The organism is Streptomyces sp. NPDC047981, from assembly GCF_040653315.1.
GTDB lineage: Bacteria > Actinomycetota > Actinomycetes > Streptomycetales > Streptomycetaceae > Streptomyces.
In genome coordinates, this window is record NZ_JBEZNQ010000010.1 from 25,386 (window position 1) to 48,971 (window position 23,586).

Annotated in this window: 17 protein-coding genes and 1 pseudogene; 7 read left to right on the forward strand and 11 right to left on the reverse strand. The window is 70.0% G+C overall.

Annotation, left to right across the window (positions count from 1 at the left end; all coding sequences use genetic code 11):
• The first annotated feature begins 305 nt into the window (after positions 1-305).
• Positions 306-1,130, forward strand: coding sequence for an MBL fold metallo-hydrolase (locus tag AB0E14_RS08620; protein WP_362413923.1), 825 nt, complete (start codon positions 306-308; stop codon positions 1,128-1,130).
• Between the two features lie 142 nt (positions 1,131-1,272).
• Positions 1,273-1,484: pseudogene (locus AB0E14_RS08625) on the forward strand (IS5/IS1182 family transposase); the annotation flags it as partial.
• 23 nt (positions 1,485-1,507) lie between these two features.
• Here the strand turns inward: AB0E14_RS08625 and AB0E14_RS08630 are convergent.
• The 4 genes from AB0E14_RS08630 to AB0E14_RS08645 form a co-directional block, all read right to left on the reverse strand.
• Positions 1,508-1,924 (reverse strand): alpha/beta hydrolase fold domain-containing protein, encoded by a 417-nt coding sequence (locus tag AB0E14_RS08630; protein WP_362414137.1) that lies wholly within the window; start codon positions 1,922-1,924, stop codon positions 1,508-1,510.
• Positions 1,925-2,042: 118 nt separating this feature from the next.
• Positions 2,043-2,621 carry a DNA starvation/stationary phase protection protein gene (locus AB0E14_RS08635; protein WP_362413926.1) on the reverse strand — a complete coding sequence of 193 codons (579 nt, stop codon included), beginning with the start codon at positions 2,619-2,621 and terminating at the stop codon, positions 2,043-2,045.
• Positions 2,622-2,718: 97 nt separating this feature from the next.
• On the reverse strand, positions 2,719-3,225 hold the full coding sequence (locus AB0E14_RS08640; RefSeq protein ID WP_362413928.1) for a DoxX family protein: 507 nt from the start codon (positions 3,223-3,225) through the stop codon (positions 2,719-2,721).
• 6 nt (positions 3,226-3,231) lie between these two features.
• Positions 3,232-3,894 (reverse strand): hydrolase, encoded by a 663-nt coding sequence (locus AB0E14_RS08645; protein ID WP_362413930.1) that lies wholly within the window; start codon positions 3,892-3,894, stop codon positions 3,232-3,234.
• 757 nt (positions 3,895-4,651) lie between these two features.
• Between AB0E14_RS08645 and AB0E14_RS08650 the strand changes: the two genes are divergently transcribed.
• From AB0E14_RS08650 to AB0E14_RS08665, 4 genes are all read left to right on the forward strand, one after another.
• On the forward strand, positions 4,652-6,685 hold the full coding sequence (locus AB0E14_RS08650) for a S8 family serine peptidase (RefSeq protein ID WP_362413932.1): 2,034 nt from the start codon (positions 4,652-4,654) through the stop codon (positions 6,683-6,685).
• A gap of 759 nt (positions 6,686-7,444) precedes the next feature.
• Complete coding sequence (locus AB0E14_RS08655; protein ID WP_362413934.1) at positions 7,445-7,792, forward strand: CU044_2847 family protein; 348 nt, start codon at positions 7,445-7,447, stop codon at positions 7,790-7,792.
• A 150-nt stretch (positions 7,793-7,942) separates the two neighbouring features.
• Positions 7,943-8,218: a hypothetical protein gene (locus tag AB0E14_RS08660; RefSeq protein ID WP_362414139.1), complete on the forward strand. Its 276-nt coding sequence runs from the start codon at positions 7,943-7,945 to the stop codon at positions 8,216-8,218.
• Entirely contained in the window at positions 8,151-11,942 is a 3,792-nt protein-coding gene (locus AB0E14_RS08665) for a WD40 repeat domain-containing protein (protein ID WP_362413936.1), read from the forward strand. Before AB0E14_RS08660 ends, AB0E14_RS08665 begins: the two co-directional genes overlap by 68 nt.
• A 589-nt stretch (positions 11,943-12,531) precedes the next feature.
• Here the strand turns inward: AB0E14_RS08665 and AB0E14_RS08670 are convergent.
• From AB0E14_RS08670 to AB0E14_RS08690, 5 genes are all read right to left on the reverse strand, one after another.
• Positions 12,532-13,158 (reverse strand): hypothetical protein, encoded by a 627-nt coding sequence (locus AB0E14_RS08670; RefSeq protein ID WP_362413938.1) that lies wholly within the window; start codon positions 13,156-13,158, stop codon positions 12,532-12,534.
• A gap of 114 nt (positions 13,159-13,272) precedes the next feature.
• Positions 13,273-15,249, reverse strand: a complete 1,977-nt coding sequence (locus AB0E14_RS08675) for an RICIN domain-containing protein (RefSeq protein ID WP_362413940.1) — start codon at positions 15,247-15,249, stop codon at positions 13,273-13,275.
• A 965-nt stretch (positions 15,250-16,214) separates the two neighbouring features.
• Entirely contained in the window at positions 16,215-16,595 is a 381-nt protein-coding gene (locus tag AB0E14_RS08680; RefSeq protein WP_362413942.1) for a hypothetical protein, read from the reverse strand.
• A gap of 14 nt (positions 16,596-16,609) precedes the next feature.
• Entirely contained in the window at positions 16,610-16,918 is a 309-nt protein-coding gene (locus AB0E14_RS08685) for a hypothetical protein (RefSeq protein WP_362413944.1), read from the reverse strand.
• A gap of 278 nt (positions 16,919-17,196) precedes the next feature.
• Positions 17,197-19,323 carry a SpoIIE family protein phosphatase gene (locus tag AB0E14_RS08690; protein WP_362413946.1) on the reverse strand — a complete coding sequence of 709 codons (2,127 nt, stop codon included), beginning with the start codon at positions 19,321-19,323 and terminating at the stop codon, positions 17,197-17,199.
• Positions 19,324-19,520: 197 nt separating this feature from the next.
• Between AB0E14_RS08690 and AB0E14_RS08695 the strand changes: the two genes are divergently transcribed.
• Entirely contained in the window at positions 19,521-20,765 is a 1,245-nt protein-coding gene (locus AB0E14_RS08695) for a SpoIIE family protein phosphatase (RefSeq protein ID WP_362413948.1), read from the forward strand.
• Between the two features lie 40 nt (positions 20,766-20,805).
• Here the strand turns inward: AB0E14_RS08695 and AB0E14_RS08700 are convergent, their stop codons facing one another.
• Entirely contained in the window at positions 20,806-22,053 is a 1,248-nt protein-coding gene (locus AB0E14_RS08700; protein ID WP_362414141.1) for a geranylgeranyl reductase family protein, read from the reverse strand.
• Positions 22,054-22,204: 151 nt separating this feature from the next.
• Complete coding sequence (locus AB0E14_RS08705) at positions 22,205-23,341, reverse strand: PQQ-dependent sugar dehydrogenase (RefSeq protein WP_362413950.1); 1,137 nt, start codon at positions 23,339-23,341, stop codon at positions 22,205-22,207.
• Positions 23,342-23,586: the final 245 nt, after the last annotated feature.

Here is a 23,586-nt window from a genome sequence, read left to right on the forward strand (position 1 = left end):
GGACGAACTGCGGCGGGATCGGGACAGGACGCGTCGCGGTGGCCGCGCGCCGCTTGGGGGTCTACCTCCTCGTTGACCTGCGGAGGGCTTCACTTGATCCCATGAACTGGTGTGCGCTCCCAGCGCTGGTCGATGAGCCTCTTCCCACCTGAGGTGCCGTCTCCGGGTACTCAGCTGACACGGGTTGGCCCCTGAAGAAGCCTCCGTGGACGGTCTCGCCGCAGAGTCGCCATCACGCGCCCCGTCCGGTTGTTGATGTGCGCCAGACCCTCTGGCAGGGTGCGGACATCAAACGGGAGGGACCCATGCTGAAGCAAGCCGCCGAGGGTGTGCTGATCCACCAGAGCGAGTTGCTCGAGAACAACACCGTTGTCGTGCAGGGCAGGGACGGTGTGCTGGTCGTGGACGCCGGGATCACCGGTGCCGAAATGACCTGCCTGGCGAACGACCTTCGACAGCTGGGCCGGCCTGTGGTGGCAGGGTTCTCGACGCATCCTGATTGGGATCACGTGCTCTGGCACGCCGAACTCGGTGAAGTGCCTCGTTACGGCACAGCCCGCTGCGCGGAATTCATGCAGGATGTGTTGTCGAACGCGGACTGGAAGGCCGGCGTCGCCGAGGGGCTGCCGCCGGAAATCGCCGAGGACACACCGCTCGACCTGTACGGCCTGATCACTGGTCTGCCTGCTGGAACCGCGCAGCTTCCCTGGGACGGCCCCAAGGTGCGGATCATCGAGCATCCGGCGCATGCCCCGGGCCATGCGGCCCTGTTGATCGAAGAACGCCGGGTTCTCATCGCCGGCGACATGCTCTCCGACGTCTTCGTTCCCATGCTCGACGACACCGTTGACCCGATTGAGGACTACCTGGTCGGGCTGAGGCTGCTCGAGGGCGTGGCGGACGACGTCGATGTCCTCATCCCCGGACATGGGTCCCTCGCCAGAGACGAGGAGGTAAGCGCAAGGATCAAACTGGATCGAGCGTACGTGGAGGACCTACGTGACGCCCGGGTGTCCAGCGACCCCCGGGTCGTATCGCCCAAACCCGGCTGGGAGTGGGCAAGCAGCATCCACGAAGGGCAGGCCCGAAACCTCGCCCGACGAAGCAAGCGCGACGGGGCGCCTGGCTAGCACGTTGCTTCCGCCACAAGACGCCCCTGCCAGGGAGCCTCTTCAGAGCTGGCTACGCTGAACGCGACTGTCCTGCGCGACGACGAAGCTCCTGGCAGCCGGATTCTCGACCCAGATCACCCGTGTCCGCCAGAAGCTTCGCGTGCTTGTCCATCCGTCCTCCATCGACTTGTCCACCCGCACCTTGCGGTTCTTGGCCGGAGAACTGACGGTCAGGCGCCGGGACATCGGGACGCGGTGGCGGCGGCTTCCCGTGGCTCGTCAGGCCCTGGGATCGCCACCGTCTACCGCTATATACGTGAAGCCATCGAGGTTCTGGCCACCCGCGCCCCGACCTTGACCGAGGCGATGAAGACCATCCATACCCAAGGCGTTCGTCAAGGGACCACGAGAACCTCGCCCACACGTGACCTCGCACTGTCAGGGCGTCGCCAACGACCATGCGTAGGAGACAGCGTGCTGGAGGTTCGGGGGCCTGGGTGCTGGGGCGGTTCAGTTCCGCGCTCTCGCTGCCCAGCGGTGAGAGCGGCCTTGAGGAAGGCGCCGCCTTGGCGGACGGCGGCCTTGGTGGGCGGACTGTCGCGAAGAGCGTTGAGAGAAGCGAAGTCGTGGACTGTTCCGAGGTAGCGGACGGCGGTCACGGCCACTCCTGCTTGCTGTAGCCGGCGCGCGTACTGTTCCGCCTCGTCCCGGACGACGTCGGCCTCGGCCGTGACGACCAGTGCTCCTTGTTGCCCAGGCCCTGCGCCGCCAGACGTACGATCTGCTGCTGCTGGGCGGTCAGGTAGGAGCACTCGCCGCCGACGGCCTCCTCCTCGACGACGGCAGCGGTCAGCCCGGACCGGACGACCCGGTCGGCGACGACCTCGCCGCCCGGCCCGCCGCCGATCACGACGACGTCGTACGTGTTCATCAGCCGCGTACCAGAGGGGTGTCCACGAGGTGTTCGGCCAGGAACCAGACCTGGGCCTCGCCGGTGCGGATGACGTCGGAGACGAGCAGGTCGGCGCTGCCCTCGTCGCCCTCCCCGGAGAGCCGGGCGGCGGCGTCACGGGCGTCGATCAGGATCCGCTCGTGCGCGTCGAGCAGCCTCGACAGCATCACGGGCACCGGCTCCACACCGTCCGGCGGGCGGGGTATCGCCGTCAGTTCCGCGACGTGGCGCGGGTCCCCGACGGCGACGCCGCCGAGGCTCTGGACCCGCTCGGCCAGCGCGTCCACGATGGCCAGCTGGGCCTCCGCGTGCTTGTCCAGCATCAGGTGCAGCGAGTAGAAGGTCGCCCCGCGCATGAGCCAATGGTGCTTCTTGTAGAGGGAGTAGAGGATCTGAGTATCGGCGAGGACACGGTTGAGCCGCTGGCAGGCGTACAGGCGGGTGTCAAAGCCGAGACCGATCGGCAGCTGCTTGAGCGTGCCGAACGCCTGTGTCTCGGCGCCCTTCTGATGCAACAGCGGCTGACCGCCTCCGTGCGAGGTTGTGAGGGTGTCCATCAACTGCTCCTGTTCGGGAGGGAGGGGGAGGGGCCCGGCCGCCCGGTCGGGGGTACGCGGCCGGCCGGGCCCGGTCTGAGTGGCTCGCGCCGGGCGCTCAGCTCTCGGCGGTCGCCGGGGCGGCGGGACGGTGCAGGAAGAGCCGGGCGAGCAGGCCGGATCCGAGACCGGCGACGAGGACGAGGGCAGCCCACCAGGCGGGGTACGGCGTGAGGCCGAGGACCGCGTCGAGGGACCAGGCGCCGGGGCCGATGGCGGTGAGGGCGGCGGCGGTGCCGATGAGGACGAGCGGGTACTCGTACCCGTCGTGCTGGACCCACAGGCCGTTGTGCCACTTCACGGTGAGCGCGACCGTCATGACCCCGATGGTCCCGATCGCGGCGAGCGGGGTGAGCAGGCCGACGGCGAGCAGCAGACCGGATCCGATCTGGCCTCCGCCCGCTGCCAGAGCGGTGAGGACACCACCGCGGAATCCGTCCGCGCGGAACTCCTCGGTCCCGCCCTCGAGTCCGCTGCCGCCCAGGTGTGAGCTGACCTTCTGCACACCGTGGCCGGCGACGAGCAGTCCCACCAGCAGACGCAGGATCAGAATGCCGGTGTCCACGGAGGTTCAGCCGGCCGCGTGCGCGCCGATGACGGCCTGCGCGTACACGACGCCCAGGCCGTACGCGCCGGCGTGGGCCTTGACGATCTCCATGACGTCGCCGTACGTCTCCTGGCGCGCCCAGTCTCGCTGCAGCTCCAGGAGGACCTGCACCCAGGTCACCGGGACGGCGCCGGCGGCGATCATTCGCTGCAGGGCGTGCTCGTGGGCGGCCGGGGTGACGCCGCCGGAGGCGTCGGCGACGACGTACACCTCGTATCCCTGCCCGATTGCCGAGAGGGCGGGCAGCACCAGGCAGACCTCGGTCCACAGGCCCGACAGGATGATCTTCTTGCGTCCGGTCGCCCTGACCGCCGCCACGAGCGCCTCGTCCTCCCAGGCGTTCATGGTGGTGCGGTCGATGATCTCGTTCTTGGGGAAGACCTCGGCGAGCTGGGGCAGCAGGGGTCCGGAGAAGGACTCGGCGGCGACCGTGGTCAGGACGGCCGGCACGTCGAAGGCCCGGGCCGCCTTGGCGAGACCGACGGTGCTGTTGATGATCGCGGCCCGGTCACCGCTGCCGGTGCCGAAGAACATCTGCGGCTGGTGGTCCACGAAGAGCATGACCGAGTTGTCGGGCGTGAGCAGGTCCTCGCTCGGAGCGGCCTGCACCTTGGCGATGTCGAACACAGAGGGGTCCTTTCGGAGCTGTCGGTACCGCGCCCGTCGCGTGTGGCGACCCGGCACTCCTGCAAGCTACGAGCGACCGAATTGGCCGGGTTGCCCCGCTGCGCACAGGGGCTGACACCACAGTGCACACCCGTTCACGGAGTCCGTACGTCCCTGTCCGGCGGTACGGCACCCGGTCGGCCGCCGAAGTCGACGTCGGCGTACCGCGCTGGGCCGAGAACCCGACGCCGGTGTTCACGATGCTCGCCAACTACCTGCGGGTCACCGACCCTGAGCAGGCCCCCGATCATCGATTCGCCCGCGCCGCCGACAGGGCGGAGTCGATGCTCACCGAGCTCGCCCTGCGGGCCCGTCGCGAACGGGCGCTGCGTGGCCGCCTCGCAAGCTTCTTCCTGCGCCGCTCACGAGAGTTGTCCGGGCGGCCCAGTTCTTCCCGAGGGTGCGAACGAGCACGTGGTGTGCCACCCTCACGGTGCTCCCCTTGGGCAGGGAATGGTTCTGCCCTCCGGCCCCAGGACACCACAGACCACGCCTCCGCACGCCCCGCACAGACGTGGAGGCCCAGGCCGGCGCTGTGGTCGAGCGCCCTGCCGGAGCAATGCCGAGCCCGGATGGGGGCCTCCGGGCGCGCTCGGAATGCAGGGGGACGGTCGCCCGCCTAGCGTGATCGCCGAACGGAAACCACGCAGCCCGGCGAGCCATCGGTCCAGACGGGCTTCGGCCCGTCAGCATCCCCCACACCCTCCGGGAGTTTGCCATGGCCCGTATCACCATCAACGGCGTGACGGTGGACCCACTGGTCCAGTCCGATGAGATGGTCGCCGCATCGCTGGTGTCCGAGGACGCCTCCGCGTCCAACTATCTGCTCGTACAGACCACACACCCACCCACAGCCGAAGAGAAGGAACAACTCTCGGAGCTCGGCGTGGTGATCCAGGAATATGTTCCGGACGACACCTATCTGTGCGGCTACCGGCTGAGCGATCTGGACGCCGTACGCGCACTGCCCTTCGTGGCCTGGGCGGACGTGTACCTCAAGGGCTTCAAGATCGGCCAGTCTCTCCGGTCGACCCGGCTGCGCACGGGCGTCGCCGAACTGGCCGAGCCTCTGGGCGGTGGGGGTCCGCGACCCCGCCTCGTCGACATCGTCCTGCACGAGGACGTCGACATGAGCGAGGACGGACTGCGGGACCGGATCGCGGCGGCGGCCGGAGTCAGCCACGGCGACGTACAGCCCGACGGCGAGAAGGTCCGCATCACGATCCGGGACGAGGACCTGTCCGCCCTCGCCTCGCTCGACGAGGTGAAGCAGATCGAGGAGGTCCCCGAGCGGGTCCTGTACAACACGGTCTCGGGCACCCTGCTCAACGCCCACGTGTCACTCAACGGCACGAAGTTCCGGGGCGAGGGCCAGATCGTGTGCGTCGCCGACACCGGCTTCGACAAGGGCTTGAACACCAATGTGCACCCCGCCTTCACCGGCCGGGTCAAGCGGCTGGTCGCCCTGGGCCGTACGAGCCCCCCGCGAGCGGACGACCCCGACGGGCACGGCACCCATGTGGCGGGCTCGGTCCTCGGCGACGGCACGTCGGCGGCGATGGGCGAACCCGTCACCGGAACGGCTCCGGAGGCAAGACTGGTCCTGCAGTCCGTGATGGACGAGAACGGCTTTCTCTCCGGCATCCCGAACAACCTCCGCGAGCTGTTCGAACCGCCCTTCCTGGAGGACGGGGCACGGATCCACACCAATTCGTGGGGCCCGATCACCCCGGGGCTGCCCTACAACCAGGCCGCCAAAGAGGCCGATCGGATGGTCTGGGACAACAGGGAGTTCGTCATCCTCTTCGCCGCGGGCAACTCCGGCACGGACCAGGACGGGGACGGACGCATCAACATGAGGTCCGTCAGCGGGGAGACCGCGGCCAAGAACGTCATCACCGTCGGAGCCAGCGAGGGCCACCGCCCCGAGATCTCCAAGACGTACGGTCAGCTCAAGGGCGGACAGTTCCGTTGGCCGGTCCCGCCGATCAACGGCGACAAGATGGCGGACAACCCCCGCGGGATGGCGGCCTTCAGCAGCCGGGGCCCGTCCCAGGAGGGACGCTTCAAGCCCGATGTCGTGGCCCCCGGTACGTCGATCCTGTCCGCCCGCTCTCGGCTGGCGCCGGCGATCACGGACTTCGGTGTCTCCACGGACCCCGCGTTCTCCTTCATCAGCGGTACCAGCATGGCCACCCCGCTGGTGGCAGGCTGTGTGGCGGTGCTGCGCGAGACGCTTGTGAAGAACGGCACCCCGAAGCCCAGCGCCGCGCTCATCAAGGCCATGCTGATCAACGGCGCCGACGAACTGGCCGGTCAGTACGTCCCCACCGAGGCGGGCCCGTCGCCGAACAACAACTCCGGCTTCGGCCTCGTCAACCTCAAGCATGCCGTCGTCCTGCCGACCGACGCCGGCCGGGCGGGCTTCACCGACGCCAAGGAACTGGACCAGGGAGAGGAGCGCGCCTTCGTCATCACCATTCCGGAGGGAGCGGCCCGCACGCTGAAGGTGACCCTCGTCTGGACTGACCCCCCGGGGGCAGCCCTGCAGAACGACCTCGACCTGATCGTCCGCGCGGACGGTCAGGAACGCCACGGCAACATGGGCACGGGTTCCGGCTTCGACCGCGTCAACAACGTCGAGCAGGTCCACTGGCGAGACATCCCCGCCGGGGAGACCGAGGTCGTCGTGAGCGCTCACCGGATCACTCTGTTCGCCCAGCCCTACGCCGTCGCCTGGCGCATTCTCTGAAGCAGATGCGGGCAATGTCCCGGCCCGTTCGGTCGGGCCGGGACGCAGACAGCAGCCGGCCGCGGTGACACTCTCGGCGTCCGCCCCCGCCGACCGTCGCCTCCGCGGCCCCCGTTGAGACCGCCTCACCCGCACCAGTCCGCCTCGGTCATCCTGGGCTGGTACGACACCGCGGCCGAGACCACCGCCACGGCAGGAGCCCCCACCGAGATCACCAACAGTCCTACGCTGGCGCTCAATTGGCTCGCCGCCGCAAGGGCGACCTGTCAGGAGCCGGCCGACGCGGACCGCGGCTCGCGTTCCAGGAGGCGGCAGCTCACCTCGACCGTGGCCGAAGAACCTGCTGGTCAGCAGCTCCCCCAGGGGGAAGCTCAGGTTCTTCCCGGGCAATGAAGTCCCGTGCAGGGAAGGGGTGTTGCCTTCCTCAGGCGGCGCCCACCACAGCCGCTGGCCGATTCGTCGTCGATTCCGCTGGTCAGCAGTCGCGCGGGGAAGGACGACCAGCACACGAATCGCCTTGGTCGGCTACTCCCCCAAAGCGCTTGGGCTCCTTCCGCGGGCTGAAAGGGGGTTGCGCGTCGACCCAATGGGGTGAAGGGCTGCAAGCCAGGTAGGGCGCGTTCGAGGCGGCCCCGGGCGCTCTCGCCGGGATGCGGTGGCCACCGAAATCGGCGATCCTGGCCATGTTCCCTGAACGGACATGGCCACGACCGTCCATCGCATCAGCCGAGTTTCCATCCGGCGGGTGAAGGAGGCACTGTGGTTGCCCTGACCCGCATTCCGTTGAAGGGCGGGGGCTGCGTTCTGGTCGAGGATCCGACGCCGTCGGACGGGCCGGTGAAGGCCGGCCGCATCGGCGACGCGATGCATGAGCTACCGGGAAGCCTGCAAGCAGCCCTCGAGCCCATCACCGAGGCCGCACGCGCCACCCTGGAGCAACTGCGCAAGGCACGCCCGGACGCGATCACGGTCGAGTTCGGGGTCAATCTGGCGGTCGAGGCCGGCGCCGTGATCACCAAGAGCCGCGCCGACGGTCATCTGAAGGTGACGGTGTCATGGGAGCGCGACGGAGCCGCCCTGTCAGCCACGAACGAAGAGGGGAGTTGATCCCCGTTGGCCGGGACGCCGGGGTCGTCGGACGGGTCAGGGGCGGCGCGACTTCCGTGTGCCGTGGCCCAGGTGCTCGGTCCTGACGGTACCGTGGCAGGGGCGGGATTCCTGGTGGCCGGCGACCTCCTCGCCACCTGCGCGCATGTGGTGCGGGCCGCGGGTCACGGCCCCGGTGACCGCTTGGAGGTGGCCTTCCCCCGGCTGGACGGCGCGGAGCGGCTCGACGGCCTGGTCCTCGAAGGACCGTGGCGTGACCCCGAGGCCGAGGACGTGGCGTTCGTCCGCCTCGACGGCGTCCCTGCCGGGGCGGAGGCGGTGGCGCTGGGGCCCGCGGGGGGGCAGTCGCGGTCACCGGGTGCGTTCCTACGGCTTCCCCGTTCAGGCCCCGCAGGAGGGACACTTCGGCTTCGGTGTGGCCGGTGACGTGCTGCCGGCCGCGCCGGGCGGGGTCGAGCTGCTCCAGCTGACCGGCGCCAACGACCTCACCACCGGGTTCAGCGGCGGACCGGTCCTCGACGAGGAGACCGGCCTAGTGGTCGGAATGGTCACCGAGATCACCGCCCCCGACGCGTACGAGCGTGGGCAGAACATCGCGTACGTCACACCGACGCGGACGCTGCGGGAGCTGCTTCCTGAGCTCGTCGAGAGCGAGTTGTGTCCCTACCGCGGTCTGGAGTCGTTCACCGCCGAACAGGCGCGGTGGTTCGAAGGCCGCCAGGACGCGGTACGGCAGGTCATGGCGAGCCTCGCCCGGCAACGGCTCACGCTGCTGCTCGGCCCTTCGGGCTCCGGCAAGTCGTCGTTGATCCAAGCGGGTGTACTGCGTGCAGTCGCCGCGGGCGAACTGCCGGGCAGCGACCGGTGGTCCACCTTCGTCGTCCGGCCCAGGCAGGACCTGCCGACCGAGATCGAGCACGCCGGGCTGCCCGGCGCGGCCACGGCCGGGATCGCCGCGGCCGTTGCCCACCACCTCGAGGCCCACCGCCGGAGCGACCGCGTCCTCCTGGTCGTCGACCAGTTCGAGGAGGTCTTCACGCAGGTCGGCACGAATGGGCGGGGCAGTAGTCGGTCGGTCGCCGGCGAGATCGCCGCGGCTGCCGGATCGCACGATCGGCTCAGCGTGATCCTGGTCATGCGCGACGACTTCTACCCTCAACTGGCCGCGCAGGCACCCGAACTGCTTGAAGCCGCAACCCCAGGGCTCTTGAACGTCCCGAGCACGCTCACCCGGCAGGACCTGCACGACATCGTCACGCTGCCTGCCGAGGACGTGCGGCTCCGGTTCCAGGCAGGGCTGCCGGAGCAGATCATCACGGACGTCCTGGCCACAGCGCCCGACGGCGCCGGGGCGCTCGAGGTACCCGCCACCGTCCTGCCGCTCCTGGAGCTCACGCTCAGCCAGCTGTGGGAGCGGCGCCATGACGGCTACCTCACCCACGAGGCGTATCGGCGTATCGGAGGGACCACCGGATCCCTGACGACCTGGTGCGACACCGCTCTCGACGCGCTGTCAGCGGAGCAACGGCCCGTCGCCCGCCGGATTCTCACCTCCCTGGTGCGCCCGGACGACCCCGTTCGTCGTATTCCCCCCACTCGCGCGCAGGTGCCTCTCGACGAACTGCGCGATCTGGCGGCCGATCAGGGCGGCACGCCTGGCGCGGACGGCGCATTCGACGAGGTCCTCGCCGTCCTCACGCACCACCGCATCGTGACCACTCAGATCCGGAACGCCGGGGAGGACCGCCCCGACGCCCCTCCCGGCCGCCCGGTGGCCGAGCTGATCCATGACGCGTTGATCCGCGACTGGCGTACCTTGCACGAGTGGGTCGGCCAGGAACGTCTGTTCCAGGAATGGTTCGAGCGCACGCGCGAGCGGCGCGCACGCTGGGCCAACGGGCAGGATCCTGGAGACCTGCTGGCCGGAACGGCACTCGCGGAGGGCCTCGACTGGGGGCGTCAACGCCATTTGCCGGGCGACATCTCCGCCTTCCTCACGGCGAGCAAGCAACGCCAGCACGCCGTCATCCGGCGCAGCAGACGTCTCAACAGCATCCTCGCGACGCTGCTCGTACTCGCCCTGGTGGCCGTGGGCGGGGCCCTCTGGCAGTGGCGGGCGGCCATCAACGCTCGCGAGACGGCCCTGTCCCGGCAGCTGGCCGCGCAGTCCACCGAGCTCATCACCACGAATCCGGAACTCGCCTCGCTCCTCGCCGTCAAGGCATACCGCACGAGCCACAACGCCGAATCCTTGGAGAGCCTGCGGAATGCGGCGTCTCTGCCGCAGCATCGGCGCCTGACCGGACACACCGAAACGGTCCGCACCGTGGCGTTCGGCCCCGACGGGAAGACCCTCGCGACGGTCGGCGACGATCGCACGATGCGTCTGTGGGACGTGGACGCTGGCAAGACGCGCATTATCGGCAGGGAGCACACGAACGAGGTGTACTCGGCCGCGTTCAGCCCCGACGGCAGGACCCTCGCGACCGGCGACGCCGACGACACGGTGCGGCTGTGGAACACGACCACCGGCGAGTCCCGCGCCATCCAGGACGAAGGCGCCGGCCAGGTGGTCTCCGTGGCCTTCAGCCCTGACGGCCGCACTCTGGCGACCGGAGGCACGGACACCAAGGTGCGTCTGAGGGACGCGAAGACCGGCGAGCTGCGCAAGACCCTGCCCGGGCACACCGGTCTCGTGTACTCGATCACGTTCAGCCCCGACAGCAGCACCCTGGTCTCCGGCGGCACGGACAGTACGGCGCTGATGTGGGACGCGGCCACCGGAGGTCAGCTGAGGAAGCTGGACCATCCCGGTCCGGTCTACTCGGTCGCGTTCAACCGCGTCGGGACGACCGTTGCGGTCGGTGGCGTGGACGGTACGGTGCAGCTGTGGGACACAGCCTCCGGCGGGGCCCGCAGTACGGAGAGCGGCAGCGCTGTGTCATCGGTGGCCTTCAGCCCGGACGGACGCACCTTCGCCACTGGCAGCGACAACGTCGTGCAGCTGTGGGACACCGCCACGGGTGCGGCCCTCACGAGCCTGTTCGGCCACACCGACGACGTGCAGTCGGTGGCGTTCAGCCCGGACGGGCGCATCCTCGCGTCGGCAGGAATCGACCGCACGGTGCGGCTGTGGGACACCGCCAGCGGAGCGGTACGCGCCACCCGGGCCGGGCATCCCGGCGGGGTGCTCGAGGTGGCGATCGACCCCACCGGGAAGATTCTCGCCAGCGGCGACACCCTTGGGTACGTCCGGCTGACGGACCTGGCACGCGGAACGGTTCGGGCGCCCGTCGCCCGACACGGCGGCGGGGTGCATTCGGTGGCATTCAGCCCCGACGGACACACGCTCGCCACCGGCAGCATTGACACCAAGGTGCGGCTGATCGACGTGGACACCGGCGAGATCCGCAAGACCCTCGTCGAACACGCCGATGAGGTGCACGGTGTGGCCTTCAGTCCCCGAGGCGACCTCCTGGCGTCGGTCGCCGGCGATCGTACGGTCGTCTTGTGGGACCCACACACGGGCAAGCGCGTCGACGTCCTGACGCAGCAGGCCAGTGGGATCAACGAGGTGGCCTTCAGTCCTGACGGACGCACCCTCGCCACTGCGGGCAGCGACGCGCACGTCCGGTTGTGGGACGTGGCCACAGCCAGACTCCTCACTACCCTAGTCGGTCATACGAGCCAGGTGACGTCGGTGGCCTTCAGCGCCGACGGCCACACTCTCGCCTCGGGCAGCTCGGACCGCACCGTCCGACTGTGGGACTTCCCGTCCGGAGCCCCCCGTGCCACCCTGCTCGGCCACAGGGACGAGGTGCAGGCGGTGGAGTTCAGCCCCGACGGACGCATGGTCGCCGCCGCCGGCATGGACCAGTCCACCCGCGTGTGGGACGCCGACTCCCGCAAGCCCCTCGTCACCCTGATCGGGCACACCAACGCGGTGTTCGGCGTGGCGTTCGGCCCCGACGGCCACACCTTCGCCACCGGCGGACTCGACAACATCGTACGGCTGTGGAACACCGCCCTCCCCGAGCCCGCTGAGGCGGTCGCCGGCATCTGCCGGACAGTCGGCCGTGACCTCACCCCACAGGAGCGGTCGGCCTATCTGCCGGACCAGTCCACCGGTCCCGTATGCGGCTCGGACTGACGGTCTGCACGAGGGGCGCCGCCACGGACGGCCGCGCGGGCAATGCCGCCTGGACGGTACCGATCTCCAGCTCGGCGGCCGACTCCGGGCTGGGCAGAGGTCGCAGCCAACGCACTGCCCAGCCCGGCTCCCGCAGGAAGTGGCACGAGCCCCTGCCGTAGCGCCTCATCAGTTCACGGAGTAGCCATGCCCTCCGGGTCCCGCAGGCTCCAGCCCCTCCTGTGCGACAAATGTCGGCTACTAGCGCACCGCCCCCGACCCTCACGCGTCGCCTGTCGCCTGTCGCCTGTCGCAACCATCCCCGGTCAGCTGCGGACCAAGATCCGGGCCATTCACGGGCCAGCGTCCCGCCGCTTCCGCAAAGACAGCCGTCAACGCTGGTCAGCGTCGTCCCATTTGTGTACCACCAGCACTCGAAGAACCTGCTGGTGTCGTACTCACCGAAGAAGCTCGGCTTCTTCCAGGGGCCCGAAGAGAGGCACCTGACCTGGGCTTTTGCCCGTCAGCCGCCTCTCGCTCGTCCTGTTGAGGGAGGGGGCCGCATCTCCCCTGGGCCGCGATCGAGCCGCACTGGCCGGCCGGGGCCCGTTCAACGCCTGCGGGGCACGATTCGCCGTACGAGCACGCCGACTGCGGCACCGAGAAGGGCGAGCCCGGCCAGAGCGGCCACGGACCAGCCGACCGTATGGTCTTCCCGGTCGTCCGCCGGGCTCGCGGAGGGAGAGGACGGCGCGGGCGCCGAAGCGGACGGGACCGGAGCGGCGGCCGTCGTGGGGACCGGAGCGGACGTGGTGGGAGTCGTGCGGGGACCGGGCGGTGATGGGTCGACCACGGGGACCGAAACCTCCCCCTCTCCATGGCCGAGGGAGGGGAAGCCCACGTCGACGGTGACCTTCCACGTGCCGGGGGTGAGGACATCGGCGGTGCTCCAGCCCGTACGTGTGCCGGGGTCGCGGACCAGCGGCCACGGACCCATGGAACGAGATCCGTCGGGGCTGGTCGCGTTCACCGTGGCGGCGACGGTCTCGTCGACGGCGTCTCCGTCGTTCTCCCAGGTGATCTCGGTCGTGACATGACCGTCTCGCTGGCCGGTCACCACCACCTTGATGGTGTCGCCGTGGGCCTGGGCAGTGGTCGGCAGGGCCAGGACCTGGGCGAAGAGCATGAGCAGGAGGCCGAAGCCCGTGCCGGCGCGGAATCCGCGGTGTGTACGCATCGTTGCGGTGCTCCTGGTACGTGGGTGCGGTGCGGTGGTGCCGGTGAACGGCCGCGGTGGCCGTCCACCGGCGCCAGGTCGACCCGGAGATCGACGTCAAGGTTCAGGCCGGAGTCAGGCGACCTTCTGGACTGTCCACGACTGGGTCGCACCGCCGTTGGTGCGCTGCATGTCGAGCAGCCAGCTCCCGTAGTACGGGCGGTTGCTCACCGTCAGGGCGTAGCCGCCGCTCGGGTCGGTCACGGTGATCGCTCCGTTGCGGCTGGACAGCTTCCACCTCTGCGTGGCGGCGTTGCCGCACGCCTGCTGGGCGATCCACATGCCCTGGGCCGGGGCTCCGCCTGTCTGCAGGCACTTTCCGGAGACGGCGGAGCGGATACGGACGAGGCCGCTGCCCGCGTCGTCGAACAGCCACTGCTGCTGGGCGTAGCCGGTGGCCCCCGCCCCGACGAGCACCGTGCCGTCGGCGGAGCGCCCGCCCCAGACCTCGGCGGCCATGCCGGTACCCGCGTTGCCGAGGGTGTAGCGGCTGCCGGGCGTGGTCGTGCCGCCGCTCGCGTCGGCTGTACGGAAGGAGGTCGTCTTTCCTGCCCCGCTGTCGCGGCCGGACCGGTCGCGGATCGAGACGGCGACCTTGTACTCGGTGCCGGGCCGGAGGTTGTAGATGCGCAGCGACTGCGACTGGACCCACGTCAGGTGCCTGCCGTTCAGCAGGACCTGGTACCAGGCGGCGCCGTCGATCTGGGGCCAGCTCGCGACGGCGGCCGTGGACTGGATCTGGCCGACCGTCACGCCCGGGCCGCCGGTGGGCTGCCGGGTGGGTGTCGGCGTAGGCGTCGGGGTGGGCGTCGGGCTGGGGTTCGGGGCGGGGCCGGAGCCGCCCCCGGACCGCATCAGGAACTGGTTGTCGGCGATGTTCCAGTGCGTGGCCAGATAGCTGCCGGCCCTGGGGTTGGTGTGGAAGTAGTCGTCGTGATTGCAGTCCAGGATGTTCTCGGCCGCCTGGTTGGCACACACGTACCGCATCTGGGGGTAGTACGGGGTGTCCGAGTAGCACATGACGTCGTACTCGTCCGTGCAGTGCGCGCCGCGACTGGTGTTGGGCGCGCTGTTGTTGACCGCGCCGAGATTGTGCCCCAGTTCGTGGGCCGCGGTATGGCCGCCCCAGCAGCCCGCGTCGGTGCGTCCGTAGGAGGGGCCGAAGTTGCTCTGGTTGTTCTGGCCCGGTCGTTCGTCACCCGCGAAGGTACCGATGCCACAGTAGACCTTGGCGTCCGCGAAGATCATGTACTTGCGGTCGCGCCGGTTGAGGCCCTTGTCGGCGAGCGCCCTGTTGGTGGCGCTGAACTCGGCGAGCGCGGACGCCGAAAGCTCGATGTTGAGCACGGTCGGCGTGCAGTCGGCCGCGGTCACATAGCGGATGTGCCGTACACCGCCGGTCTCCTTGGCGCTCGCCGCGTAGATGAGGTCGGCGTCGGCCGCCCACTTGCGGAACGAGGCGACGTACTCGGCGTACCGATCGCGGTCGGGGCCGTGAACGTACACGACCTGCACGCGGTTGCCGGTGCTGCCGTCACCGTCGCACTGGACGGTCTGACCCGAGGGGCCCGCGGCGACGGCCTGACTTCCGGACGTCGCGGCCGGCTCCGGAGCCGCGGCGGCCGCGGTCCTGGCCCCGGCGGCGTCGGCGGCGGGCGCGTCCTGCCGGCGTCCGGGCGGGGGCGTCTTGGCGCTCACGGCCGGAGCCACGTCCGCCTTGATGTCCACGCCCTTGGGCGGAGCGTCGGGCCCATGGGTGCACAGTCCGGCGTCCGTACGGTAGACACCCGTACAACGGTCGCCCTTGGCGGCCGCCTTGAGCCCGTCGTAGACCATGCCCCGCCGGGTGTCGTTGGCGGGCTTCCCGACAATGGGCTCCGGTTCCTCGTCCCTGGCCGGCACGGCGGCCGGCGCGAGGGGTGCCGTCGCGGCCCCGGCCTGCGCGGGTATGCCCCCTGCGGGCGCCCCTGCCTGAGCGTCACCCCCTATGCCGGCGTAGGCGAAACCTGCCGCGATCACCGCCGCTGACGCCACGGCGACGGTGGCGAACATCAACCCCCTGGGCTTGCGTCTGTGTTCACGCTTCCTGCGATGTCTGGTCATGCGCACCTCAAATCCTTGGTCGGAGGAGTGGGTGGCGGAAGCCTGCCAGACGCGCACGGTGGAGAATTCGGGCAAACGGGAATGGCCGTCGAGATATCAGACCGTTACTTTCGTGGTAGATCTGATGAACAATCAATTTCTTTAAAAGGAAGGAGAGTTGGAGACTCGGTGACGAAAGGTCCAGGCCTTTCCGGGGATCTCGTTATAGAATCGAGATATGCATGCCGAGCCTATTGACGGCGATTCAGTTTGGGATTCACCTATTTACTACCTCGTGAATTCCCTTCGTCACCAGCCGTAAGGGATCTCGGCCCCCGTGCAGCAGCCGAACCCCCCCGCCTCCGCCGCGCGCGCTCAACCTCCCGGGCACGAGGGGTGCTTCAGCGAGAACGAGCCCAGGGCGGGAGCCACGCCGTGCCCAAGCCTCGCCGACGAGCGGTCACGGGACCGGCGGCACTGACAACCGAACCTCCTCGGCTCGTACTCCCCGAAGAGGCTCGGCTTCTTCTGAAGCCACGAAAAGGCGCCTGGCCTGGGCTTTGCCCGTCAGGCGCCTCTCGCGAGCCTCACCCAAGGAGGGGTTGCGTCTACACCGAAACTCCCACTTCATCCCACCGATGTCCCCCTCCTGACCAGCGCTTCTGAACCAGTCACGGGCCAAAACCCCGGCTCGGTCCGCAGGGGCCTCACCTCGGCTGACGCGGTCCCACTCCGGCATGGACTGCTCAATGAGGCGGTAAACGGAGGGCCCAGTCCATCGGAGGGACCCTCCTCGTCATCGTGTCGGCCGGCGATACCCTCTCGGGTTCCGTGCGCTTCACCGCCGGGGGACGGCACGCCTTCACGGACCGAGCCGTCCCGTTCGGGTTCCCGGCGGACCGAACGCTTGCGCCCGGGCAAGGCCTGATGGCGGCTCAGCCAACTCCCTCGTAACGGAACGAGGTCGAACGAACGGTCTCGGGGTCTCCGCTCCAGCAGAGGCCGACCCGGGCTCCCGGTGCCAGGCGTTCGGGGTCGAAAGCAAGGAAGCGGTAGTGGGTGGAGTCCACCTCGACGACCTCGACCACGAGCGTGGTGCCGATTTGCAGGGCCGGGCCGAGTGCGCGAGCCGGGATGGGAGCGTCGGTTTCCACCAGGAATTCCACCACGTCCCCGCCCTCGGACAGCGCCGAGCGGAAGTTACGGAACTGGGGCGGCTCGTAGCGGATCGACCGGGTGTCGATCGACAGCACGTCCGGGAGCTCGTGGCGTGCTCGCGGCGCTGGAGGTTCGAGCTCACCGGGGTCGTTCGTCATCTGATGATGCTCCTTCAGAGCGGCTTGACCAGCTGGAGGTCGTCGAAGGCCAGGGCGCGGCGTCCTCGGCGGTTGTACTCGATGAGGACCGCCTGGATGCGATCAAGCCGGAGGGCAGGGTTCGTGGCCAGGAAGCACTCGGGGCGGAACCGCAGGGTCTTGAGCATGGTCTTGATCATGTCCGGGCGGTCGAACGGGCGCGGGACACCACCCACGGAGTCGGAATCGACCCAAGCCCTGGCCCCCGCGCTGTCCTCGAGCCCCAGCCGGAACCCAGTGGCGTCCGACGGCAGTTGCCCCTCGGCGACTTCAGCGACGCGCAACCAGGCACGCTTTCTGGCGCCGTCGTCAGAGCTGGGCGTGACGAGGCAGAGCCGACGCATCCTCAGCCGCCCTTGCACGCAGGGCCTGGGTGCTCGGAGCATCACGGACCGCTCAGCCGGCCGAGCACGCCGAACAGCATGGCGTGGGAGGCGACCACGAGGCCCAGCCATGGGCTGTGTGCCACCGTACTTCCTTGCCCGACCGGGCGTGTGCCGGAAGTGCGGGACGATGTCCGGCATGCCGGCTCGGAAGGCGCCTCTCGGCAGCCTCGTCCGCGTCACGCCTCGGCAGTGGGGGTGGGCCCGAGGGGCGGAGGCGTTGGGAGGGTGCGTGCCGCCCAGAGGGTCTTGCCTCGTCCTGAGGGCCTCACGCCCCAGCGCTGGGTGAGGTGGGCGGTGATGAACAGACCCCGGCCGTTCTCGTCCGTGCCGAGGGCGCGGCGAAGGTGCGGACTGGCGCTGCTGTCGTCGGTGACCTCGCACACGAGCGTGCCGTCGCGGATGAGGCGCAACTGGATCGGCCCCTTCGCGTAGCGCACGGAGTTGGTGACCAGCTCACTGACGACGAGGGCGGTGTCGTCGATGACGTCCTGGGCCAGTCCCCATTCCGCGAGTTGGACCACGGCTCTCCTGCGCGCCTGCCCGGCGCTCTCCGGACTGTTGGGAAACGTCCACGCCTTCGTCCGGGAGTCGCCCAACGTGCGGGTGCGGGCCAGCAACAGATAGGCGTCGCGAAGCGGCCGCTCGGGCGTGAGGGCCTCGGCAGACCTGTCGCACGCGGCCTGAAGCGAGGGCTGCGGTTCGGCGAACAGCTCGGTCAGCCGGCTCAGGAGCGACTCCCGGCCGCCGGCCGCGGCCAGCAGAGCGGTGTTGCAGATCAGCAGGGTGCTCCCTTCGGGCAGGACGCGTTCCGTGAGCGCGTACTCCGCGAGGCCCTGCCCGAGAGGAGGTCCGGCCGCGACATCCAGCAGTTCGACTGCGCCGCCCGGATGCACCAGAACCGGTGACGGGTGTCCCGCGCTCGCCGCGGTGCACAGGCGGGTGACCGGATCGTAGACGAGGCAGAGGCAGGTGGCGGGCGTTCCGTCACCGGTATCGGGTGCGGCCGTGTCCGGCGGGGTGTTCGGGCGACTGGCGAGGTCGTGAAGACGCTGGAGGATGTCGTCCGGTGGCAGGTCGAGGTCGGCCAGCGCCTCGATCGCCGCGCGAAGCTCGCTCATCGCCGCCGGACACGACACCCCGGACGTGGTGTCCCCGGCCACGAGGGCGACCCTGGACCCGGAGAGGGAGATGGCGTCGGACCAGCCGCCGCCCGTGCCGACGGGCAGGTGGGTGCGGGCGAGTTCGACGGCCGTCACGACGGATGCCTGTGCCTGGGCGAATCCACCGGAGAGAATGCGGGCGGCCGAGCGCTCACGCCCGTAGAGGCGAGCGTTGTCCAGGCACTGGCCCGCGAGCATGGTGAGCTGCTGCGCGAGCCTCAGGTGCCGGTCGTCGAACGGCGCCGGTTCGCGCCAGCGGTAGAAACAGGCCAGGCCGAGCACCACACCCCGCGCTCGGATCGGAACCAGCAGCATGGAATGCGCCCCCGCGCTCAGGATCCGGGCATGCCGCCGACGTCGTGGATCGAGCCAGGGGGTGTCCGGGCGCAGTCGCCGGATCAGCTTCGGGGCCAGGGTGTCCAGGGCGGTTCGGTACGGCGTGCCGGGTGGGTACACGTCCACCTCGCCGACGGCGGGGACGCCCTGCTGGTCCGGTCCGGCGACCGAGCGGTATCCCACGCGTCGAACGGTCTGATCCCGTTCGAGGGCGTCCGCGTGGGGAGCCCGGCCGCACAGGACCACGTCGTAGACGTCGACGGTCACGGTGTCGGCCAGAGCCGGTGAGACGACCTCGCAGAACTCGGCCGCCGTACGGAAGATGTCGAGCGTCGTCCCGATCCGCGCGGCCGCCTCGTTCTGCAGGCGCACCTCCGCTTCGGCCCGCACCCGGGCGGTGATGTCGGTCAGCGCGGTAGCCAGCCCCAGCACGGTGCCGTCGGCCCGCTGCAGGCGGAACGCGGACGCCGAGGTGACGGTCTCGACCGGAGGGACACTGCGGTCGCGGAACCGGATGGTCATGTCGAGCTCGGGCACGCCGGTCTCCAGCACCCGGTGAGCGGCCCGTTCCACGGCCGCGGGGTCGGTGATGTCGAAGGCCCGCAGGATCTCCGGCAGCGTAAGGCCGATCAACCGGTCGAACGGGAACTCCGGCATCAGTCGGGCCGCCGTGTTCACCCGTACCAGACGCAGCTCCTGGTCGTACACGTGCAGGCCCATGGGCGACTGGGAGAAGAGCGCGTCCAGTACAGCGCCCTCCAGCTCCTCGGGGGCGGACCGGCTGTCCGGGTGATCTTCACCAGCCACTGTGTGAACGCCCATTTCGACGAGACGGGTGGACCGCGCTGCCTCCCATGCAACGCCCACCCCACCGACCCGGCCACCGCAGTGGAGTGCCCGGGTGACGGCGGCCGGTCCCGCCGGACGGGCTGCTGGGGCGCGGTCGGTCGGAGCGCTGCGTACGCTGGGCGGAGGGGCCCTCTCAAGCGAGGATCGGAAGGTCTGTGAGGCCGGAGATCGACCACGGTGCGTTGTTCGCCGCGACGCCCAGCCCGTATCTGGTGCTGGCACCGGATCTGGTGATCGTGGATGTCAACGAGGCGTACCTGCGGGCGACCGGCCGCACCCGGGAGGATCTGCTCGGGCAGCACGTCTTCGACGCGTTCCCCGACAATCCCGCCGACCCGGGCGCGGACGGAGTGAGGAACCTCGGGGCGTCGCTGGGGCGGGTGCTGGCCACCGGTGAGGCCGACACCATGGCGGTGCAGAAGTACGACATCCCCGTCGCCTCGCAGCCCGGTGTGTTCGAGGAACGCTGGTGGTCCCCCGTGAACACCCCGGTCAAGAACGCGGACGGGCGGGTCGCGTGGATCATCCACCGCGTGGAGGACGTGACGGCGTTCATGCGCTCCCGCCGGTTCCAGGGCCGGAACGAGGAGGGCCGGACCACGGAGCGCGAGGAGGGGATGGAGGCCGAGCTGTATGCCCGCGCGCGGGAGCTGCAGCGGCTGAACGAGCAGCTGCGGGCGGCGCACGCCCGGGAGCGGGAGGTCGCCGTCACCTTGCAGGAGGCGATGCTGCACTCCCCGGATCTGGCTCGGCACAGTGACGTGGCGGTGCGCTATCTACCGGCGGTCGGTTCGCTCAACGTGTGCGGCGACTGGTACGACGCCGTCGACCTGGCCGAGGGGCGGTTCACCGTCGCCGTGGGCGACGTCGTCGGGCACGGGCTTGAGGCTGCCACCGTCATGGGCATGCTCCGCAGCGCGCTGTCCGCGGCCAGTCGGGCGGTGCCCGGGCCGGCCGGGGCCCTGGAAGTGCTGGGCATGTACGCCCGCTCCGTGGACGGCGCGCTGGCCGCGACCGCGGTCAGCGTGCTCGTGGACACCCGCTCCAAGCTGCTCGTCTACTCCAGTGCGGGTCACCCTCCGCCGGTGCTGCTGCACGCGGACGGCACGTGCGAGCTGTTGGACCAGGCCACCGACCCGCCACTGGGAGCCCGACCCGAGCACGTTCCCCGGCCGCAGGCCGGCACCCCGTACCACGCGGGTGACACCCTCGTCCTCTACACCGACGGACTGATCGAACGCCGCGAGGAGGACATCGACACCGGACTGGACCGGCTCACCACCGCCCTGGGCGACCTCGCCGGCCTCGACCCGGATCAGCTGGCCGACGCGCTGCTCGTGCGTCTCGGCGTCGCCAGCGGAGCCCGCGACGACATCGCCCTCGTCATCGTCCGCGTCTGAGCCCCGGGAACGCCGGAGTCCGGGGGCGTCGGCGAGCGGTCTACCTCCGTGGAGCGGGGACGAGGCGCAGCAGCCCGTGGAGGACTGCGTCGATGGTGTCCTGTGCGGGCTCATCGGTCACATGGGTGAGCAGGCGGGCCAGGGTGCGCAGCACGTGGGGTGAGGCCATCACACGCGGGTGCAGGACGGGCCGGAAGCCGTAGCGCGAGAAGACCAGATCCCCGGCGAGGTTGCCCAGCCGGTAGTAGCGCGCCCATCGGCGCCGGATCTCGGCCGGGTACTGGTGCAACGCGTGTTCCCGGCGCGGTCCGGCCGGGCGGGCCAGTGCCAGGGCGATGATGTCCGCCGCCACCTCGGCGGCCTCCATGGCCTGGGCGATGCCCTCGCCGCTCCACGGACTGACCATGCCGGCGCTGTCGCCCACGAGCAGCACGCCCCGTCGGTACTGCGGGCGTCGGTTCAGTCCCATCGGCAGCGGCGCGCTGCGCAGGGGCGAGTCGGCGGTCTCTTCGGACAGCCCCCAGTCCGCGGGCAGGCGGGGCAGCCAGTGGTCCAGTGCCGCTCGCAGGTCCACCGGCCTGCGCCGCCGTCGCTGCGGCAGGACACCGAGGCCCACGTTGACACGCCCGTCCCCCAGGGGGAACACCCATCCGTATCCGGGCAGATCCCGTCCGATGCGAGGACAGCGCAGGTCGGCCCAGAGTTCCAGGTAGGGGTCGTGCGTACGGGCCTCACTGCGGTAGTACCGGCGGGCAGCGGCCGCGACGGGCCTCTTGTCGTCTCGTTCGAACCCCAGGCCGAGAGTCGTGCGCGCCGAGGCGCCGTCGGCGGCGATCACCAACGGCGCCCGGTAGCGGACCGGCTCCTTCTCCGGTCCGCGGGAGGCGGACACGCCGATGACGTGCCCTGCCCGGTCGGTCAGCGGGCCCGTCACCTTCACGTGGGTACGGAGGCGCGCTCCGGTGGCGCGGGCGTGAGCGGCGAGCAGGTCGTCGAAGTCGTGCCGGCTGCGGGTGAGTCCGAAATCGGGCAGGGCACCCAGACGCGGCCAGTCGATCTCCGCCTGGTGGCCGCCGCAGACCCAGCGCATGCCCTTGTTGCGCATCCACCCCGGTGCGTCGATGTCGATGCCCATCCGCACCAACTGGTACACGCTGCGCGGTGTCAGCCCGTCGCCACACACCTTCTCCCGGGGGAAACCGGACTTCTCCAGGAGCAGCACGTCCACACCCGCTCGCGCGAGGTGCACCGCGGCGGCGGAACCCGCCGGCCCCGCCCCCACCACGATGACCTGTGCCTCTTCGTCACCGGCGCCTTCAGGACCCGACCTGCCGGCGTCGCGGCCGTCGCCGGCCTCGCCACTTTTGGTGATCACCCCACCACTATGCCCAGGGTGAGAGTCGGTGGAACGCGCGGCACGACCGGCACGGCGCGTGACGTCACGCCGGGTCGATGCGGGCGATGGTGCCGCCCTGCGCCAGCACGTACAACTCGCCCTTGCGGCCCTGCACGAACGAGACGACCTCGCCGGCGTTGACGACGAGGTCGTTCACCGCGGTCACCGTGCCGTTCTTCATCGTGAGCGAGCGGAGGGTGCCGTCGCAGTAGTCGCTGAACACGTACTGGCCCTTCAGGGCCGGGATCGCGTCCCCTCGATAGACGAATCCACCGGTCACCGCGCACCCGAGGCCGCCGCGGGCGTACTCGTGGACCGGGCGCACATGGTTCGCCGGCTCCGTGCCGCCCCGGAAGGGATGGTTGCCCTCCATCTGGGACCAGCCGTAGTTCTCGCCGCCCTTGTCCCGCGCCGGTGCCCAGTCGATCTCCTCCCAGTCGTTCTGGCCGACGTCGCCGATGAGCAGGGCTCCGGTGCTCGCGTCGAAGGAGAACCGCCAGGGGTTGCGCAGCCCGTAGGCCCAGATCTCGTCCTTCGCGTTCGGGTCGTTCACGAACGGGTTGTCCGCAGGAATCGCGTACGGCGTTCCACCGCGCGGGTCGATCCGCAGCATTTTGCCGAGCAGCGTGTCGAGGTTCTGCCCGTTGCCGTGCGGGTCGCCGCCCGCGCCGCCGTCGCCGAACGCGATGTAGAGGTATCCGTCGGGCCCGAACTTGATGTCGCCGCCGTTGTGGTTCGAGTACGGCTGCGTCTGTGTGAGGACCGTGCGCCGGGTGTCCGGCCGCAGCTTGCCGTTCCGTACGGCGAACTCGTCGATGGTGCTGGTGCCTTCGAGATTCGTGTACGAGATGTAGAAGTGCGCGCGTGCGTTGTCGAACGCGATACCGAGGAGGCCGCGTTCACCGTCGGTGGTGGTTTCGGCGGAGATGTCGAGCACGGGCTCGCCGAGCCCTTGGTCGCCCAACACCCGGACCGTGCCGGCCCGCTCGGCGATCCAGACCTTGCCGCCGGGACCGGCGGCCCCTGCGATCGGGTTCTGTGCCGTGGCCACCTTCGTGAGTGCGATCTTGGTGACCTTCTGCCGGGGTGCGCGGTCTTCTGCGGACGCGGTGCTCAGGGCGAGGGAGGCGACGAGGCAGACGGCGCAGTTGATCGCCGAGCTTGTCGTGCGAACTTTCACCGTGATCCTCCTGGAGGCGGCGAACGGGGGCACCCGGCTGCTCGAGGCGGTGGTGAGTCGGCCCGTGCCAGCGCACAACCGGGGGTGGGGGGGAAGTCCGTACCACTGGCCACGGACGAGACTACGGGGACCTGAGCGATTGGTATAGGCCAAGCACGCGCGAGGGAAGGACGGAGTGGAGGTGGCGGGCAGCCCGTCAGCGGGGCGGAGGGGAGCCTCTTGGTGTCGCGGGGTGCGGCATCGCG

Bases quoted from the DNA above. Each gene is read 5' to 3' on its own strand.
- AB0E14_RS08620 (WP_362413923.1), top strand. From the start codon at position 306: ATGCTGAAGCAAGCCGCCGAGGGTGTGCTGATCCACCAGAGCGAGTTG.
- AB0E14_RS08635 (WP_362413926.1), bottom strand. From the start codon at position 2,621: ATGGACACCCTCACAACCTCGCACGGAGGCGGTCAGCCGCTGTTGCAT.
- AB0E14_RS08650 (WP_362413932.1), top strand. From the start codon at position 4,652: ATGGCCCGTATCACCATCAACGGCGTGACGGTGGACCCACTGGTCCAG.
- AB0E14_RS08670 (WP_362413938.1), bottom strand. From the start codon at position 13,158: ATGCGTACACACCGCGGATTCCGCGCCGGCACGGGCTTCGGCCTCCTG.
- AB0E14_RS08675 (WP_362413940.1), bottom strand. From the start codon at position 15,249: ATGTTCGCCACCGTCGCCGTGGCGTCAGCGGCGGTGATCGCGGCAGGT.
- AB0E14_RS08680 (WP_362413942.1), bottom strand. From the start codon at position 16,595: ATGACGAACGACCCCGGTGAGCTCGAACCTCCAGCGCCGCGAGCACGC.